The sequence below is a fragment of the Pseudomonas sp. Ant30-3 genome (assembly GCF_000690905.1).
GTDB lineage: Bacteria > Pseudomonadota > Gammaproteobacteria > Pseudomonadales > Pseudomonadaceae > Aquipseudomonas.
In genome coordinates, this window is the sequence record NZ_JMCL01000057.1 from 16,676 (window position 1) to 33,052 (window position 16,377).

Here is a 16,377-nt window from a genome sequence, read left to right on the forward strand (position 1 = left end):
GATGGCGCGGTTTCAGGCAATAAAACCGCCTGAAAAAGCAAAGCCCCGGCTGGTGGTGTCACCGGCCGGGGCTCGCTATGTTTTTGATCATGCCTGAGGCACTACTAAGACCTGACCATCACTCGGGATCAAGCGATGAATCACCGCCCATGATTTGACGAACCGGGTATCCGGATCAGAGGATGAAACAGTTCTGGCGATCTGCTCGGGGACTTTGAACACCCGACCAGACTCGACCATCAGTTCTTTGAGTTCTTGGCAGAATAGTGCGTTTGCTGCGGTCATGTTCAACTCTCCTGGTGTGGGTGATCCCCAGAGCCCTTCACACGGAAGGGCTCTGGTGGATCACCCACGGAGGGTGACCACGCAGCGGCCTAGCCGAAGCTAGGCTTGAATCCGTTCACTGGGCAAACCCCTAAGGGATGGCTCAGTGGGCCTTGATGTTGGTGCCGTGCTTCTTGTCGAGACGGTCAGCAACCACATAACCGATCACGCCGGTTAGGGCCAAAACGCTGACCACACCTACGATTGCGTAAACAAGCATCTGCATCGAGTCCATTTCATTCTCCTTTCGGATTGCTCATCGCTGTAATCAAGGATACCACCAAATCGGCGATCATCATTACCACGCCAAGCACCAGACAGAACGATACGACAAGCGGATGCGTCCCTGGTGTAACGATGGAAACGAAAGCGGCTGCCAACAAGCTACAGCCAACGCCCATAAGTGAAGCCTTAATCCAGTCGAATAGTATTTTTTTGTACATAGTTTTTACTCCTCAAAAAGACGAGGAGTCCCAACGGGATTCCCCGTCAGGGTTTAATTATTTCCAACTCCGAGCCGTTCGGCTGAGTCAGTAGAACAACAATAAAGCCATTTGCCTGCGAATAAATCGCATAGGCACATTTCGATTTTTCAGCCAACGATGATGCGCTGCGAACAGCGTCAATTGCGTTTACATGAAACATCGGAAAGACCTCTTATGGAGCAAAGACTCCCGGAGAACCGAAAGTAATTTGCCAAGAGCCTTATTGAATCAAAGCGAGTGACGCGCCTTGATCATTTCTGCGGTGTGAGACTGCTGAGCAGTTGCAACGCCGGAATCGAATGCCTTTAAGCCAAGTTGAATGCCACCAACAACAAGAGCGGTAAGGACGATAAGAGTTTTCATGGTGTTCTCCGTTAGCAAAGGATGCAGACGGAGAACCACCCTGGCGGGAAGTAATCTCCCCGCTGCGGGTTTTTAGGCACGCAGAAAAATCAATATCCAGTTGCCTGGATGCCGATAATTTGAGTGCTATTTTTAAGCCGGTTTGAAAGCGTGGCTCTGCTTTTTTGTGACTCATCACATGCATGATGAGAACACTGCCTGAACGCATACACGTTTCAGGCCTTGGCGGACATGCTCATGCATGGCGCTAAGTTCTAAGCACAGAGGTCTCTGTGCTGGAAGGATTCTTTAGAGCTCGACCTGAAGCCCACTCTATGGCTGCGATGATACCAAACCGATGCCCTTTAACAAGACGCTGAACCAAAAAAAAGGGTGACCCGAAGGCCACCCTTTCACACTCATAGCCCACTCGGTGAAAACACCTTATGACCGCGTTTATTCCGGAAACGGTCAACAACCATCTCCATTGGTTCTTCCAGCATGATCGGGGGGAAAAAACCATGCCCCCGCGAGTGCTTCAGGTATATGACTCCCCCTGTTGACAGCTCCCAGAGGTGAACCTTTGTTTCGCCTTTGGTAACCCAAGCCTTGCGGGCTACCGAGGCCTGACCTTGCAAACGAGCAGCTTCAAGGATCGCGTTCATCGACTTCTCCGTATATCCGACAGGGAGAAGCCCCATGGGGGATTTCTCCCCCATAGGTGGTTTAATTAGAGCGCTACGTCTCGGCTTTCGAGCTTCAGCTTTTCCGGTGCTACTGGAAACCAGTAGCAATCCCAGTCCAGGAAAATGATGGCCCCGGGCCGAAACTCATCGATCTCACGAACGAATCCAAGGATTGTCTTTCCCTTGATTTCGAGCCCGTACCCATTTGTCACCGTTACGGTATCGCCAAGCATGAAATCGCATGGAACAGGCGCGATTTTTGCCATTTTTTCTTCTACAAATCGATGCATTTTTAATCTCCATTTGCATGGAGAACCCCGCCGGAGTTCCCCGGTAGGGTTATTTGCAGATTGCGTTGGCAAGCTCTTCAGCACGAAGCAGAGCGTAAGCTCTTCGCTCCTGGCTCATGTATGGCCAACAAGAGCCAACTGCGTCCGAATAGCTCCCGAAGGCGTCAATCCAGTCCCAGTAAATGTTCGTGCTGTCTACACGTCGCATCTGGTCGGCAGCTGGACGAACAAGGCTGAATACCTTGTACAGCTCGCCACGCTGAGTCGCTTGCTTTACAACCTGAAACTCGCCATCCGTCATAGCCTTGCGGCAAACCTTCTCGACGAGAACACTGGTGGCTCGCTTCAGCAGCCTTTCAACTAGCTTGACCACCTGATCGTTACGAGTAACGAACATCTTGGCTTCGCCTGCCTGGGCGTCCCTATAAGCATTCATCTGATTCTCCATTTCCACGAAGCGCAGAAAGGGAGAAAGCCCGTAGGGGGCTTTCCCCCTATCGGGCTTCTATTTACTTAAACAGTTCTTTGGCTGCGATTTTCAATGTGGTAGCACGAACATCTTCGAAGTCGCACATCATTGCTTCACAACAGACCCGGAAGCTAAACGGATGAACTTCGTCCGAAAGAACCCAATCCATTGCTTCGCGCCAATTCTGCTCACTGACCTGAGGATGAATGATCTGCCTCAGAGTGATTTTCAGCAGGTACTCCCGCATCCACTCAACGTAATCATCGGTGATTTCGTCTCGTGCCCGCAGGGCTTCCAGCTCAGCGTCTGACATTTCAAGAATGTCGAGAAATCCAAGTTGAAAAACTCGCGCATGGCTTGCCTTTCTCCGTGGTCTCCGCTCAAACGAGCGGCGCTGAATAATTACTTGCTCCCCAAACAGATCCAACAAGGGCAACGCAGTCGCAGTATTTTCCATTTCAGACCTCCTCAAACCGACAGAGGCCTCCCACTAGGGAAAGCCCCTAGTGGGTTGAATGGTTATTTGTCAGGCGGCTAATGCTTCGCGAACAAGCTCAAAGAGCGAGTTCTTGAGATTCGCAACCTCCCCAACAGCACGGTATTGGCTGAACAATGCTTTCAGGATGTGCTCATTGGCACTTCCGAAACCAAGTCCAATCACTTCGATGCCGCTGACCTCACACCGCTGAAGAAACTCCTTCGCTGCATGAGTAGTACCTGCGTTCGGTTCACCATCCGTTATGACGAAAAGAATCTTCTTCTCGCCCTTCGCACGAAGAACTTCAACAGCAGCCGGCCACAGTGCTTGCGCAAGAGGCGTACCGCCCTCCGACATCGCACCAAAGCCACCTTCGCTTACCGCCTTGATCAATCGCTCTTTCGGGCTCTTGATCAGTGCGCAGCGCTCAACGCCATCGTTCGCCTTGTTGGGGAACGACATCGCGCCGGTTGTCACCAGCGGAAGTCCCTCCAGCGCGCTTAGCACCGCGTAGACTGCGGCTTCGGCCTGATCCATCGCAGATTTCATACTCCCCGACTTGTCGAGAAGAATCTGGATTGATGCAGACTGACGCTCTGCTCGAGACTTACTTCTAAACACCCGCGTTTCGCCGCCTTTCATCATGGCGATACGGCCAGTGTCGATCCTCTTGCCCTGCCGCTTCAGCCGAACACGGCAATCAACCTGCGCCTGTAACAGCCCATTAAGGCACTGTCGTAGACCGGCAGATTGCTCGATGCCCAATTGCACACGGCGGACGCTCGCTTGATCGGATCGGTTCCTCCCCCTCCCATCCAGAGAGAATGGTCGGAGCGGATTACCGTCGCGCACTGCCTTACGGCCTAGCAACTCACCCGCCTTGTCGCCAACTTCCGAGATCAACCCTTTCAGGTCGGCTTCGGTTGCATCCTTGGCCTGCTCGCGCAGGTTGCTGGCTTCTGGGGAAGGTTTGCCGCTGCCATTGCTGGACTGCGAGGTTTCTTGGCCATCGTCGCCGGCATTGCTGCCGCTACTTGGTTGGGATTGGTCTTGCGGCTCGGAGCCGGACTGGCCTCCATCAGATGTTTCCTGCTTGGATTCGGGTTGCCCCTCCTCTTTGCCTTCATCACCTGCACCCGCACCACCGTCTTGCTTCTGCTCCTGCTGCTGATCGCCTCCACCCGACTCTTGCGAGTCCTGAGGAGCACCCTCCGAGCCTTGCTCGGGCTGCGGTTGCTCATCTTCCTGCTCATCCTCTTGCGAAGGCAGCAGGTCGATAATCGCGTCCACCAGAGCGAGAACATCTGTTGTGCTCTCGCACGTCAGGGTGTTCTTCACCAGGGTCAGGATCTGATCCGTAAGGTCAGCCCCAAGAAGGGTCTCCATACGGGCCAGGTAGGCTTTTGCTGGAACCTCAAGCTGCGGTTCCTGGAGTAGCCAGTAACCGCCGTAGAGAATTCCGTTGTGAATCACATGGAGCGCCGGGCAGTCATCCACCTGCTCAGGCCGAAACGGCTCAAGCAGAACCTTGCGGTTCAGGTAGCGGATGTCCGACTCAGTACCTGGGTACTGATCCATGCTCAATCGTTCAATGCGGATGTCCTCAAGAATGTTCAGCAGATTCTTGCGGAAGGGTGTCGGGCATGAGTCGCGAAAGCAGCCCATGTCTGTGTTGCGGACATGGGAGCATTCATGTGCGATGTACCCGAAGGACAGCGGCAGATCGTCCTCGGTGAAGGGGACAAATACGTTTTTTCCATCTGTCTTAGCCTGGATACCCTCAACGTGCACTTTGACGCCAGTTAGCTCGGCAAGGTGCTGTGCATAGATCGGCAGAGTGCCGACCAGGGATTGATTGCTCATCGTTTATCTCCTTTCTCGCCACCGCGAAAAGGAGTAACCCCGCGAGGAGGGCTACTCCCACGCGGGGTTTGTTTGTGATGTCAGAACCAGAAGGTGCCGAAGGGCATATCGGGTTCGGACGGATTGATTACGAGGGGTTCTTCAGACTGCTCCACTGGAACGGATTCAGCTGGTTCAACAACCTCGGGTGTTGCTGGTACTTCGTTGATGCTGTCGTGACAACTCGGAGTAGCTACGCTTGCGCTCAGCTCTTCCTCGACCATCGTTACGGCATCCGCGGGTACTTCAGCATCAGGTACAGCAACAACAGCGACAGTCTCGGCCGGGGCCTCGATCTCAACTGCTGTAGGAGCCTCTGTTTCAACACCGGCCGGGGCCTCGGTTTCAACTGAAGGCAATGCTGGAACGAAGGCCATCGATGCATCTTCATGACCGTTGGCAATGTTCAGGTTTTTGATCAGCCGCTTGATCGAGTCCTCATCAGAAAGGGCCGACACAAGGGCTACAACGCTGTTGTACTGAGAGCCATTAACCACCCCGGACTTGGGGAGAGCCGCAAGGACTTCCTCAATGTGTTCGGTTAGGGCTTTGACCTCACTGGACAGGAACATCAGGCCGCGAAGCTTGGCGTTGATCTTCCGAACAGTGTTCAGCGTCGTTTGTGTGACATGGCCACGAGTGGCCAAGCCTGTTTCAAGCAAGCGCTCGGCTGTATCTGCCGTCTCAGCGTACAGCTGATCTGACAAACCACGGACCTGCGTACCCAGCGTGTTAGAGAGGTGCTTGTCGCCATCAGGGGAAACACGGCATGCCGCGTACCCAAAATGCATCCCTGCATCTACCTGCGCCTTCGGTGTCACCGAGGTGCGGATAGCATCACGCCATTCTTGCTTCTCCCAGCCCTTGTCGATCCACTCAGTGATCCAGCGTTCGTAGTTAGGGAGAAAGTTGTTTTTCAAGTCGTAGAATTGCGATTTGAGCGCTTCCAGTCGGTCAACAACCTCCTGGATCTTGTCCTGGGAAACTGCATAGCCACCGAGGAACCGCACACCACACTCTTCCACCACCTTTGTAGCCTGCCGCTTGATCTTCTCAAACGGTTTCAGCTTCTCCGGGTCGATTACACGCATCGAGCCGAGTGAAGCCAAAATAGCAGGAGGAATCTTCCCCTCCAGCATTTCAGGTTTAAGCTTTTTCCGAGCAGTCCACAGATGGATACCGGAAAGATCGACCAGCAGTAGTTGGTCTAGGATTTTGATCTCATTCTGTTGAATGGACATTTCACGATTCTCCTTTCTCACATGCATGAAAAAGGGGGAATCGCGCCCGGTGGGGGAGATTCCCCCTTAGGGTTTTTACACAGCAACTTTCCAATCGCCACCAAAGACACTCTGGGCGATCTTACGAATTGCTGTCTTCTGAACTAAATCGCAGCGATTGAGCAGCGATTCATCCAGCGAAAGTTGAAGCGGATTAGCCGCGCCCTGGTGAGTGTATCCACAAGAGATACGCCCCCAGCGAAGCAATGTCCGAGTGGACATCGTGACGCTTAGGTAATTACCACCTAACCCTTGATGTTGATTACGAATGGAGTTCGCAACCTTCACCATGTTTTTCGCCATCTCTTTCGGAAGCATTGGCAAAGCAGATATCAAAGTTGCTACTTCGTTATCAGCCTCAAGGTACGGAACCTCAAACACTCGGAAGCGATCCAGCGATGCCAGGTTCTGCTGCATGGTGCCAGCATGTACTCCCGATGCATCACCCTGTCCCGCCGTATTGCCGCAAGCGACAAACCGGAAGTTGGCATGAGGCTTCACAACCTCACCATTGTTTTCCGCAATCACCAAGGGTCTCCCCTCCATGACAGCGTGCAGACCTACAGTTACTGCCGGATCAAGCGTGTCGTACTCATCGAGCACGAACACAAACCCATTACGCATTGCTTGGGTCAGCGGCCCATCCACAAACTTCGTGTTCAGGTCGCCGCTCACCGGATCAGTGACAGGCAGGTTGTAACCAGTAAGCTCCGGCATTTCCATCCGACTATGTGCCGAAACGGTGATGCAGGGCCAATTAAGATGGGCAGTGACTTGCTCTACGAGCGAAGACTTACCCGATCCAGTTGGGCCGAGGAGCATGCAGCTATCCCCAAACGGAGCGTAGAGCCAACTCATGAACGGCTTGACCAGCATCTCGCGGAAAAAATACTTCTTCTTCGGCGCGACGTGATGCATCCACTGGTGTCCTTCTGCAAAACCTGGCGCTTGCGCGTTGGTATTGAAGCCGAACTCTTTCATCTCAACTTTTGCATTGAATTGCATTTTATATTCTCCGTTCTCGAAAGCAGTTGCCCAAGAAAAGGAGAATCCCCATAGGGGAAGACTCCCCCAGTGGGCGGTTTATTTTGTGCAGGTTTACGCAGCAACTACCAGATCAATCACAGACAGGCTGTCTTCACTGGTTTTTTTGGTGAAGCTTACGACTGGTGTGAGCCCGTGATAAACCAGCTCGGCACACAGCGAATGCATCATCCATGGCGGGCAACTGACCAGAACGGTAGTTGTGCCAGATTTTTTTGCTTCAGCAAGGGCAATTTCGGCAAGACGCTCAACGCGCTTTGCAACACTTTCCTTGGTCGGCAACACCGGGAAGAAAAGGAGATTACGAATCTCCTGAAATTCCTTCCAACTCGTAAGATTACGAACCCCGAAGGCTTCGAGTTCACGGGTAGTTTTAAACTTGGTCAGATTAACGACTTCGTTGGTATTGCTCATATTCTCAACTCCAGTTTTCAGAGCGGAGAAATCCCATACGGGTTTCCCCGCATGGGTAGGTTTTTAAGCTGATTAGAGTCGCAGCTAACGACCCGTGCCAGGCACGGACAAACATCTACGCTCATGCGTGGATGGTTGATTCTGGGGGGTAGCATAGGTCAGACGGACTTATGCTTACTTGAACAGCCCCGATCGGGACTGTGAGGGTTCTTGAGCTGCAATAGCGCGCAGCTTACGCACCTTTCGGTAGGGCCATGATGCCTATTTACAGGGATGCCTGCAACCCTCTGGGATCACGCAAATTTGCGGTCAAGCAGGCCCGGAGGAGAAAGAAAAGCCGCCCTTAGTCAGCCTTGGGCGGCTCGCTTATCGTGCTTCTGGGCCGGCTCACATCAGGTGAGGAATTCCATGGCATTCAGGCTTGCTTTCCGTGCCGGTCGGGCCTCGACACAAGCGTCAAAAATCAAAATCAAACGGCCATAAAAAGTAAAAACCGCCAGGCCCCTTCCGGAACTCGCCACCTGCGGATTTACCAAGGTCTGTCAGGTAATGCATGGTATCTCGAAGCTCGAGGTATCCCCCCGCAACAAGCCGATCCATCAGGTCTTTCGTCTTGATGCCCATTTTTGCAGCCAACTTTGCAGAGGTGAGCTTGGCCATAGCGCCTGAACCACCATCAGCCTCATCGGTCGATGCCGATGCTGCCTGAGCAGCAGCGCCACCGCCTTCGACCTTGACGACCATTTCCATTGCAATACGCACCTCATCGCTTACACGGACAATACGCTGAGCCTCGTCGTAGGCATCGCGGTAGCACTCCGAGTCAGCCTCCCGGGTCAGCAGGATGCCCATCTCGTTGTTATTGACCTGGCTGAACTCGTAGAGGTTGAGGCTCGTGATGATGGCCACTTCTTCGTTGAGGTAGCACTTGGCATGCAAATTCTTGCAGAAGCTCGTGCGAACGAAGGTCAGGGCCTTGAGCCAGTTAATTTCCTGAGGGTTGAGCTCGCTCTTGCCGTAGACGATCCGCACGTCAATCTTCATGCGGTTTTTGTCTTCCAGCAGCTCGCGGATGCGATCATTGATTTTGAGGAACGGGCTGATCAGGATCAGCCGCTCTTTGGCGTTCTTGATCAGCTCCTCCAGGTAGTAATTGGTAGCGCTGGTGTTAAGAAACTTGGGCATATAATTTCCTTGACTTCGTGAATTGCTCGGGCCTAATGCACCCGCGATTGCATGCACCATAAGTGCTCAAACATGGCCACGGGCTCCATCCCAGAAGGATTTTAGATGGAAGAAAAACGCTGGGAGCAGGATCAGCACTAAGCTCGCTACTACAGATAGGGTCACCACCGTCACCGCGCCGTTGAGTGCATGCCACATGCCGATCTCGAGATAGCGCGTCCCCAGATCCGCTGCCTTGATGATGAACGCCATTGCTACGCCTTCTCCTTGGAATGGGATCATCTGGAGCAAGAAAATTAATCCGCCGAAAGCGACCGCGATGATCGCGAATCCCTTGAGACCCAGGGCGGTATCGGCTGTGCTTGGGATGGCGTGCATCGAGATAACCAGGACGAGTAACGCCAGAGCAAACCCCTGCAATGAGCCAGTACCCAAGTCGACGATCGCGGTAACAGAACCGGTGGCCACAGCGCCGATCCAGACAACCAACGGCACCAATCCCTGGTCGGGAAGGCTCTGATCGTATGATGTGCCAAGGGAGATAACGGCGATTGCGCCCCCGGCCAACAAGGGCGCTATGCCCTGAACAAGGAGACCAATCGAGTTGCGCAGAGAAAACGGGCTGTAGGAAAACTCGACGTAGCCCAGCTGCCCAGTGATTGCATCCGGTGCGAATAGAGCAAGCTTCCTGATTCGCAGGCCGAAGAGCAGGCATGCAATCGCGTGCGCCATTTCATGTACAGGCCCGCCGATGATTCCAGTGTTCCGATAGACGATCCACGTCTTTACCGAAAACTGTGACACCAGCTTACCCCAGACAAAAATCGCGCCGGCCGGCACCAGTAAAAGCGCGAGATAGAGGTAGATCATGCGCGCTGCCCCGCTGCTGCTTCCATCTCCCGCTTGGCCTCAGCGTGACTTTTTTGGATCACGACCTGGGTGATGCTGTTGATCACCAACACCTTCTTTGCTCTTGTGGCTGCGACATAGAGCAAATTCAACTCATCAACCCGCTGATCAGGGGTGATCTTCTCTTCGTCGAAGATGTCTGGGAAATCTTCTTCCAAGACAACCACATCCCACTCCAGCCCCTTCGAGCGGTGGCAGGTGCTCACAATCACATCTGCATCAAGAGGATCATCCGTTGAGTTGCGGCGTAGCGCCGAGATCAACTTCGGAATGTCGTTGTGCTCCTTGAGTATCCTGAGCATCCGATTCATCTCGGCATCCTTCGACTCCTCTGCCGCTTCGGCAAACCCTCCAAAGTCGCTGAACTGCCCGAAAAGGCGCTTGTTGCGGATCTCATCCTTGCGGCCGACCTTCAGATGGTAAACATCCTCGAGGTCGGAGATTTGGTATGCCTCAATCCCCCCGTTCCAGTAGACAACTTGGCCGTCAGATACAGCATCAATGGCCGTCATGATCACGCCGATCACCGTGCGGTTGAGCACGGTGTAGTGGTTACATCCAGAGGGCAGCGATGTCGTCACTTTGTCGCGGGCACCAAACCCAACCAGGGGACGTGTTTCCCCTTGCTGTTTGAGGATCGCATTGGCTACGCCGGCAATCATCGGCCCGAACCGGAACGAGTTGGTCAAGAACATCGACGCCGCGCCCTGCACAATCTGCGTATCAAGTGCGTTCTCAGCCCCTCGCCAACGGTAGATTTGCTGCCATTTGTCGCCGACAAATATCTTCCTCGCCTTCTGACCAGCGACCAGGGAGGCAGTTACGGGGTTACTGTCCTGCGCCTCATCGAAAAGGATCACGTCATACGGCAGCTGGGGATTACTGAGCTGGAAGAGCTTCAGGTATGCGTCATGCTGGCAGGGGAATTTGCTCTCGGTATCGATCATCTCGTCCCAGAGTTTCTGGGCAGAATTTATCGTCCGGTCGAGGTGATCGGCTCCGTGCTCCGCTGCCTCTTCCTCGCTGAGCGCAGCAAAATAATGCGCCTCACTGATTTCTTCGTCAGCGCTCGAAAGGTAGGCATTGAGCACAGCGATAGCGTCTCGAACATCTCCCCAGTTCCGTGTTTTGAGGAGCCCGGCAGCATCCGTCAGACGGATGTTCCCGAGCTTGTGCTGATAGTGTCGGCCAAACTGCGGCCAGGCCAACTGGTGGGATGTCTTGCACACTACGTTTTTCGGAAACTTCTCCGCGCCTTCATCCCGGATAGCGCGGTTGTACGCCAGATAGAGCATGCGCAAGTGGCTGTGATGGTTGGCGTAGGCAACAAGCGTTGTCGTCTTGCCGCACCCGGCATAGGCCTTCACCACCAGATGGTCACCTTGGTATTCGATGATGGGGAGCTGTTCTGCGGTCGACTTCATTGAGGCGACTCCATTCTGTTTTTTGCACATTTGCCGCCGTAGACAGACAGCGCTGCTAAGCACCAGAACGAAAACACGGCATCAATCAGGTCGCCCATTGGGAGATGGCGAACAACCAGGGCTACCGGCTCTGTCACCACCAGGAACGTCGCATACCCTGCAACGGCATGCATTCCGAAGGTGCGTAAGGCTGCTGCTGCTATGAGGAGGGGAAATAGTGTGTAAAGCGCCAAGCTATGCGTGGAGCTGGAGCTCGGGGCGAGGTGGGTACAGGCGACGACCATGCCAACCGCTACTGCCATCAAGCCGGCAGCGTGACGACTGGACATCGAGCGCAGCTCTTCGCCGCTGTGCCTGAACGTCAGAATCATGACCGCGTGCGAGCCGATGCCTGCCAGGTAGTCAATGAGTGGTGATCGGCATATCGCCGGAAGATATTTTTCGCTGGGCATGTGAGTCTCCTTAGGTGAGGAGATCGTTTCATGCAGGTCGCGGGGAAAGGTCTGGTTTCGGGCGGTTTTTTGGTCTGAATTACGCAGACGCCGCCCTAGATCGGGGCGGCCGGAGAATAGCGATGGCTCACCTTGGGTTATTCCAGAGCTATGGCACGCTGCCGACATGAAGCACACCAAGACCCTCCAGGTTCGCGTTCGAGACAAACACACTCAGCTGCTGCGCCAGATGGCCCGGCAGGTGAATTTCGTCTGGAACTACCTGAACGAACTCAGCCATCGCTCGATCCGTGAGCGCGGGGTCTTTCTGTCGGCCTACGACTTAGATCGCTATACCCAGGGCGCAAGCAAGGAACTGGGCCTGCACTCGCAGACATTGCAGGAAGTGTCGCGGGAATACGCCACGCGCCGCCGGCAGTTCAAGAAGGCCCGGCTGAGCTGGCGTAAATCGATCGGTGTTCGCCGCTCGCTCGGCTGGATTCCGTTCAAATCCGGCGCAGCGAGCTGGAAGAACGGCCAGGTGTTCCACAATGGCAGATGCTTCAAGGTCTGGGACAGCTACGGGCTGGGCCAGTACCGCCTCCGCTCCGGCAGCTTCAGCGAAGACGCCCGAGGCCGCTGGTATTTCAATGTGGTCGTCGAGCTGGAGACCCAGCTATCGACGGGGCAAGGGGTAGTAGGCATCGACCTGGGCCTGAAGGACGTGGCCACCTGTAGCGACGGGCAGCGGCTGGAGAATGGCCGTTTCTACCGCGACCTGGAGCCCAAGCTGGCCAGCGCCCAGCGTGCTGGCAAGAAAGCTCGGGTGCGGGCAATCCACGCCAAGATAGCCAACCGGCGCAAGGATGCCTTACACAAATTCAGCCGCTCGCTGGTCGAGCGCTGCAACACGATCATCGTGGGCGATGTCAGCTCGCAGAAACTCGTCAAAACCAAGATGGCCAAGTCGGTGCTCGATGCCGGCTGGGGTCAACTGAAAACAATGCTGGCCTACAAATGCGCGCACGCAGGCATCGTCTTCAGGGTCGTGAACGAGGCGTACACCACCCAAACCTGTAGCTGTTGCGGTGCATTGCCCGCCAGCAGGCCGAGAGGTATCGCAGGGCTTGGAATAAGGGAATGGATCTGTGAGTGCGGTGTCACTCACGACCGCGACGTGAACGCGGCCAGGAACATTCTCGCGCTCGGGCATGAGCGTCCTGGAGAGGGAATCCCCGGCGTTTAAGCCGGGGGAGGATGTCAATCCTTGGTTGTTGAAAAATCGCATGGGTGTTAAGTCCCAGCTGAAAGCAGTGAAACATGGCTCTAGATAATCCCAAGCCACCGGCTCACCCGAATCGGCGTTTGCTTTTGGCGCGACGGACGTTATAGCCCTTCACCCAGCTTTTCATGTCTTCGCTCGGTGGTTTGGGTTGCACGGTACCGATCCATGCGCGATCTGGCAGCTCTTTCATGTATGCCTGGTATGCGTACTGAGCCCACCCGTCTTTCTTGCCGGTCTCACGGGCGTACCCAAGCAGCTCGCAGAAAGTGTGCTGTTTACTGGTCGGCCCGAGCACTTTGCGTCGATCGTCTAGCTTCACCAGTTTGCCGGTGGCCACCGCCACCCCATCCGGTATTACGATTTCGTTGCCACACTTCGGACAGAGCAATCCGCTGAAAACAAAGCTGCACTTCGGACATGGCTTGGTTTTTTTCTCCTGATCGCCTTTGTCCTGCGGGCGGCGGTCAAGACGCTCCCCTTCCCCATTGTCCATGGCGTCGGGCACCTCGTCCGTTGGCTTCCCGTTAAGCAAGAGGTTCCCGGAGTGGTCAATGATAATGCAGTCGATTTTTCCAGTTTCAGGCGAAAGCCTCAGACCACGGCCAATCATCTGGTAGTGAAGCATCAGGGATTTGGTCGGTCGCGCAATCACAAGGCAACTGGTAGACGGATCATCAAACCCCTTGATCAGCATTGCCACTGAGACCAAGACCCTTATCCTACCCGCCTTGTACTGGCGCAGGATCTCCTCAGTCTCATGCGGCGGCATGTAGCCGTCGATGTGGGCTGCGGCAACGCCCGCTTTCAAGAATTGTTCAGCAAGCTTTTTTGAGTGCTGGACGTTGCAGGCGAAAACCAGTGTTTTGCGGTTTTGACCCAGCTCTTTCCAGTGAGATACCACGTCACCAAGCAGCTTGGCGTCCCCCATCACCGTGGCGAGCTCGTCCTCGATCCAGTCGCCGTTTGGCTTCGTACTCACGCCCTTCAGCGAAGGCACGGACGGGGCATAGCACACTGTCGGGACAAGGAATCCCAGGTCAGTAAGCTCAGAAAGAGAGATGCAATTGATCAGCCTGTCAAATATGCGGCCCAGGCCACGGCGCCATGGGGTAGCACTTAGCCCGATTACTGGCACCTTGTTCCGCCGGCACCAGTTGATCAACTCAATGTGGGCTTCATGGATAACATGCGCCTCGTCAATGAGAACAAGGTGTGGCTTGTGGTGGTTGAGCATGTAGTCCAAGCGAGGGCGCAAGCTCTGGATCGTTGCTACCTGGATGGGCTTTCGATAGTCCGTCAATGGGTGGTCTGACTGAATCGCTCCCGCGACCAATCCATCTTTGTGGAACCGCTCAAGCGTCTGATCAAGTAGCTTCAGGCTGTCGACGATGAACCAGGCCTTCCGGTTCTTCGCCTGCGCGCCAGCAATGATGTGCTTGGCCACCTCTGTCTTACCGGAGCCTGTGGGGCTCATCAGCATCTGAATGGTCGCGCCAAGGCTGATGCCCTTGCGGAGTTCAAAATCCTGCTGCTGTTGGTAGGGTCGGAGTTGCATCGAGGTTTCCCGCTGAAAGAACTACAGGCAGGAAACCATTGCCTCGAAAAAACCCAAGCTAGGTGCTTGATCCACCTGATGGACACAGCCCGGGCACAGCCTGATGGAGACAGATGTTTTTTCTGAGAATGCGAGCCGATATGGACCATCCCTGAAGCCCGTATCTTGATTTGGGTTTTGCGGGTTACGTGCAAACGTAATCGTCATTGCCTGTGCTTTCGCCCAGGCGTCAATGATGGCCAAGTCAAAGGAGGCCTAGATGGATGACGTAGGAAAGGCACGCGCTCTTAGGTATGCAGAGTCGTTGCGAAACGCAAGCTGGGTTATCGATAAGGATTCAGCAAACGCACAAAATGCCGTTGGATTCTGGCTTTACTCATACAACCTGGTTGCAGGCCCCAGGCTCGTAGGCCAACTGACGTTGGACGGCTATCGAGCCATGCAGTCCGGAGAAGATCTGAAAGCACTTGGCGGGCTCCAGCCAGCCGATGTTCTCGGCGCAACCCTCACCGCCTATGACGCACTGCCCGACCAGAACCGCAATGCAGGGGAGTCACAAACCGTCATATCAGCGCTGTCCCTATACGCCAGTTCAAGTATGACCTTGCAGGCGCTGGCGCCTCTCCAAACTGGAGCACATCAGCACTTCATGGTGTTCGATTGGCTTACAGCCACCGGCAAAAGGATCTTTCGCCCGGCTGCGGCAGTCACCGGATCCGTTCTTGCTCCTGAAACTCTTGCCGAATTCGGGAACTTAGTGCTCTGCGCGCATATGTCGAAACACCCCCACGAAACGCCTTTCCAACTCCAGACTACAGGTTCTTAACTCATGCCAATCCGTCACATCATCGTTCATCAGATCCACAAAAAGCCTGATGGAACCCCAGCTGTATTGCATGCCCGCGACACTGAACTTGCAGCGTCGGCAGCCATCGAGAACATGCTCGGCGACCTCAACGAGAGCTACAACGCCAAACAGGGCAAGGCCTGGGGTTTCTTCCATGCCGAGTCAGGCGCTTATCCCTTCAGCCGATGGTTGAAGGATTACCTCGACGAAAACCAGGACTTCACCGCCTTCAGCCGCCATGCGGTCGAGCACCTGCAAAAACTGATGGAAGAATCGAACCTCTCAACCGGCGGCCACGTCCTGTTCGCCCACTATCAGCAAGGCATGACCGACTACCTCACCGTCGCTCTGCTGCACCACAGCGAAGGCGTGGCGGTGAACGACACCCTGGACGTGACCCCAGCCAAGCACCTGGATCTCGGCCAACTTCACCTGGCAGCACGCATCAACATCAGCGAATGGCAGAACAACAAGCAGTCCAAGCAGTACATTTCGTTCATCAAGGGCAAGAACGGTCGAAAGGTCTCGGACTACTTCCGTGATTTCATCGGTTGCCAGGAGGGTGTAGACGCTCCCGGCGAAACCCGCACCCTGCTCAAGGCATTCAGTGATTTCGTCGAGAGCGAGGATCTGCCCGAGGAGCAGGCGCGGGAGAAGACCAATACTCTGGTTGGCTACGCCACCAGCCAGGCGAAGTTGGGCGAGCCGATGACGCTGGAGGAGCTGTCCGGGCTGATTGATGAAGATCGACCAAAGGCGTTCTACGATCACATCCGCAACCGCGACTATGGACTGTCGCCTGAGATTCCAGCGGATAAACGCACCCTCAACCAATTCCGCCGCTTCACCGGCCGCGCCGAAGGGTTGTCGATCAGCTTCGAAGCCCACCTACTGGGTTCCAAGATCGACTACGACGAGAATGCCGGCACCCTGACCATTCGCAATCTACCCACTCAGTTGCGTGATCAACTCAAGCGCGGCTAAAAAAATGCCCCGTCCATCTCTGGACGGGGCAGATCCTGCTTAG

20 protein-coding genes are annotated in these 16,377 nt (G+C 54.8%); 3 read left to right on the forward strand and 17 right to left on the reverse strand.

Annotated features, from left to right (window positions below; all coding sequences use genetic code 11):
- Positions 1 to 87: 87 nt before the first annotated feature.
- The 16 genes from DU29_RS0114440 to DU29_RS0114515 form a co-directional block, all read right to left on the reverse strand.
- On the reverse strand, positions 88 to 285 hold the full coding sequence (locus DU29_RS0114440; RefSeq protein WP_011077967.1) for a hypothetical protein: 198 nt from the start codon (positions 283 to 285) through the stop codon (positions 88 to 90).
- Positions 286 to 427: 142 nt separating this feature from the next.
- Positions 428 to 559, reverse strand: a complete 132-nt coding sequence (locus DU29_RS1000000133530; protein ID WP_011077966.1) for a hypothetical protein — start codon at positions 557 to 559, stop codon at positions 428 to 430.
- Between the two features lies 1 nt (position 560).
- Positions 561 to 767, reverse strand: a complete 207-nt coding sequence (locus tag DU29_RS0114450) for a hypothetical protein (protein WP_011077965.1) — start codon at positions 765 to 767, stop codon at positions 561 to 563.
- A gap of 270 nt (positions 768 to 1,037) precedes the next feature.
- On the reverse strand, positions 1,038 to 1,172 hold the full coding sequence (locus DU29_RS1000000133535; RefSeq protein WP_256203872.1) for a hypothetical protein: 135 nt from the start codon (positions 1,170 to 1,172) through the stop codon (positions 1,038 to 1,040).
- 398 nt (positions 1,173 to 1,570) lie between these two features.
- The gene (locus DU29_RS0114460; RefSeq protein ID WP_016502341.1) at positions 1,571 to 1,816 is read right to left on the reverse strand and encodes a hypothetical protein; all 246 of its coding nucleotides are present in this window, start codon (positions 1,814 to 1,816) and stop codon (positions 1,571 to 1,573) included.
- Positions 1,817 to 1,881: 65 nt separating this feature from the next.
- The gene (locus DU29_RS0114465) at positions 1,882 to 2,127 is read right to left on the reverse strand and encodes a hypothetical protein (protein ID WP_016502340.1); all 246 of its coding nucleotides are present in this window, start codon (positions 2,125 to 2,127) and stop codon (positions 1,882 to 1,884) included.
- Positions 2,128 to 2,176: 49 nt separating this feature from the next.
- Complete coding sequence (locus tag DU29_RS0114470; protein WP_011077960.1) at positions 2,177 to 2,563, reverse strand: hypothetical protein; 387 nt, start codon at positions 2,561 to 2,563, stop codon at positions 2,177 to 2,179.
- Positions 2,564 to 2,636: 73 nt separating this feature from the next.
- Complete coding sequence (locus DU29_RS0114475) at positions 2,637 to 3,053, reverse strand: hypothetical protein (protein ID WP_011077959.1); 417 nt, start codon at positions 3,051 to 3,053, stop codon at positions 2,637 to 2,639.
- A gap of 69 nt (positions 3,054 to 3,122) precedes the next feature.
- On the reverse strand, positions 3,123 to 4,937 hold the full coding sequence (locus DU29_RS0114480) for a nitric oxide reductase activation protein NorD (protein WP_028622349.1): 1,815 nt from the start codon (positions 4,935 to 4,937) through the stop codon (positions 3,123 to 3,125).
- A gap of 80 nt (positions 4,938 to 5,017) precedes the next feature.
- Entirely contained in the window at positions 5,018 to 6,217 is a 1,200-nt protein-coding gene (locus DU29_RS0114485; protein WP_028622350.1) for a DUF3150 domain-containing protein, read from the reverse strand.
- 75 nt (positions 6,218 to 6,292) lie between these two features.
- Entirely contained in the window at positions 6,293 to 7,261 is a 969-nt protein-coding gene (locus DU29_RS0114490; RefSeq protein WP_028622351.1) for an AAA family ATPase, read from the reverse strand.
- Positions 7,262 to 7,354: 93 nt separating this feature from the next.
- Positions 7,355 to 7,714, reverse strand: a complete 360-nt coding sequence (locus DU29_RS0114495) for a hypothetical protein (protein ID WP_023049098.1) — start codon at positions 7,712 to 7,714, stop codon at positions 7,355 to 7,357.
- 456 nt (positions 7,715 to 8,170) lie between these two features.
- Positions 8,171 to 8,899: a phospholipase D family protein gene (locus DU29_RS0114500; protein ID WP_028622352.1), complete on the reverse strand. Its 729-nt coding sequence runs from the start codon at positions 8,897 to 8,899 to the stop codon at positions 8,171 to 8,173.
- Positions 8,900 to 8,965: 66 nt separating this feature from the next.
- A complete protein-coding gene (locus tag DU29_RS0114505; RefSeq protein WP_028622353.1) occupies positions 8,966 to 9,769 on the reverse strand; it encodes a hypothetical protein in 804 nt (267 codons plus the stop codon).
- Complete coding sequence (locus DU29_RS0114510; RefSeq protein ID WP_028622354.1) at positions 9,766 to 11,232, reverse strand: 3'-5' exonuclease; 1,467 nt, start codon at positions 11,230 to 11,232, stop codon at positions 9,766 to 9,768. The genes DU29_RS0114505 and DU29_RS0114510 overlap by 4 nt, the downstream gene beginning before the upstream one ends.
- Entirely contained in the window at positions 11,229 to 11,684 is a 456-nt protein-coding gene (locus DU29_RS0114515) for a hypothetical protein (protein WP_028622355.1), read from the reverse strand. Before DU29_RS0114515 ends, DU29_RS0114510 begins: the two co-directional genes overlap by 4 nt.
- A gap of 166 nt (positions 11,685 to 11,850) precedes the next feature.
- Between DU29_RS0114515 and DU29_RS0114520 the strand changes: the two genes are divergently transcribed.
- On the forward strand, positions 11,851 to 12,909 hold the full coding sequence (locus DU29_RS0114520) for an RNA-guided endonuclease InsQ/TnpB family protein (protein ID WP_028622356.1): 1,059 nt from the start codon (positions 11,851 to 11,853) through the stop codon (positions 12,907 to 12,909).
- A gap of 103 nt (positions 12,910 to 13,012) precedes the next feature.
- Here DU29_RS0114520 and DU29_RS0114525 read toward each other — a convergent pair whose 3' ends face one another.
- Positions 13,013 to 14,503 carry a DEAD/DEAH box helicase gene (locus tag DU29_RS0114525; protein WP_028622357.1) on the reverse strand — a complete coding sequence of 497 codons (1,491 nt, stop codon included), beginning with the start codon at positions 14,501 to 14,503 and terminating at the stop codon, positions 13,013 to 13,015.
- A gap of 259 nt (positions 14,504 to 14,762) precedes the next feature.
- Here DU29_RS0114525 and DU29_RS0114530 point away from each other — a divergent pair, with 259 nt between their 5' ends.
- On the forward strand, positions 14,763 to 15,329 hold the full coding sequence (locus DU29_RS0114530; protein WP_028622358.1) for a hypothetical protein: 567 nt from the start codon (positions 14,763 to 14,765) through the stop codon (positions 15,327 to 15,329).
- Between the two features lie 3 nt (positions 15,330 to 15,332).
- A complete protein-coding gene (yejK, locus tag DU29_RS0114535) occupies positions 15,333 to 16,334 on the forward strand; it encodes a nucleoid-associated protein YejK (protein ID WP_028622359.1) in 1,002 nt (333 codons plus the stop codon).
- Positions 16,335 to 16,377 lie beyond the last annotated feature (43 nt).

Excerpts from the sequence above, each read along its gene's own strand:
- DU29_RS0114525 (WP_028622357.1), bottom strand. The coding sequence starts at position 14,503 with ATGCAACTCCGACCCTACCAACAGCAGCAGGATTTTGAACTCCGCAAG.
- DU29_RS0114490 (WP_028622351.1), bottom strand. The coding sequence starts at position 7,261 with ATGCAATTCAATGCAAAAGTTGAGATGAAAGAGTTCGGCTTCAATACC.
- DU29_RS0114520 (WP_028622356.1), top strand. The coding sequence starts at position 11,851 with ATGAAGCACACCAAGACCCTCCAGGTTCGCGTTCGAGACAAACACACT.
- yejK (WP_028622359.1), top strand. The coding sequence starts at position 15,333 with ATGCCAATCCGTCACATCATCGTTCATCAGATCCACAAAAAGCCTGAT.
- DU29_RS0114470 (WP_011077960.1), bottom strand. The coding sequence starts at position 2,563 with ATGAATGCTTATAGGGACGCCCAGGCAGGCGAAGCCAAGATGTTCGTT.
- DU29_RS0114450 (WP_011077965.1), bottom strand. The coding sequence starts at position 767 with ATGTACAAAAAAATACTATTCGACTGGATTAAGGCTTCACTTATGGGC.
- DU29_RS0114505 (WP_028622353.1), bottom strand. The coding sequence starts at position 9,769 with ATGATCTACCTCTATCTCGCGCTTTTACTGGTGCCGGCCGGCGCGATT.
- DU29_RS0114460 (WP_016502341.1), bottom strand. The coding sequence starts at position 1,816 with ATGAACGCGATCCTTGAAGCTGCTCGTTTGCAAGGTCAGGCCTCGGTA.
- DU29_RS0114465 (WP_016502340.1), bottom strand. The coding sequence starts at position 2,127 with ATGCATCGATTTGTAGAAGAAAAAATGGCAAAAATCGCGCCTGTTCCA.
- DU29_RS0114485 (WP_028622350.1), bottom strand. The coding sequence starts at position 6,217 with ATGTCCATTCAACAGAATGAGATCAAAATCCTAGACCAACTACTGCTG.
- DU29_RS0114515 (WP_028622355.1), bottom strand. The coding sequence starts at position 11,684 with ATGCCCAGCGAAAAATATCTTCCGGCGATATGCCGATCACCACTCATT.
- DU29_RS0114495 (WP_023049098.1), bottom strand. The coding sequence starts at position 7,714 with ATGAGCAATACCAACGAAGTCGTTAATCTGACCAAGTTTAAAACTACC.
- DU29_RS0114530 (WP_028622358.1), top strand. The coding sequence starts at position 14,763 with ATGGATGACGTAGGAAAGGCACGCGCTCTTAGGTATGCAGAGTCGTTG.
- DU29_RS0114480 (WP_028622349.1), bottom strand. The coding sequence starts at position 4,937 with ATGAGCAATCAATCCCTGGTCGGCACTCTGCCGATCTATGCACAGCAC.
- DU29_RS0114440 (WP_011077967.1), bottom strand. The coding sequence starts at position 285 with ATGACCGCAGCAAACGCACTATTCTGCCAAGAACTCAAAGAACTGATG.
- DU29_RS0114510 (WP_028622354.1), bottom strand. The coding sequence starts at position 11,232 with ATGAAGTCGACCGCAGAACAGCTCCCCATCATCGAATACCAAGGTGAC.
- DU29_RS1000000133535 (WP_256203872.1), bottom strand. The coding sequence starts at position 1,172 with ATGAAAACTCTTATCGTCCTTACCGCTCTTGTTGTTGGTGGCATTCAA.
- DU29_RS1000000133530 (WP_011077966.1), bottom strand. The coding sequence starts at position 559 with ATGGACTCGATGCAGATGCTTGTTTACGCAATCGTAGGTGTGGTCAGC.
- DU29_RS0114475 (WP_011077959.1), bottom strand. The coding sequence starts at position 3,053 with ATGGAAAATACTGCGACTGCGTTGCCCTTGTTGGATCTGTTTGGGGAG.
- DU29_RS0114500 (WP_028622352.1), bottom strand. The coding sequence starts at position 8,899 with ATGCCCAAGTTTCTTAACACCAGCGCTACCAATTACTACCTGGAGGAG.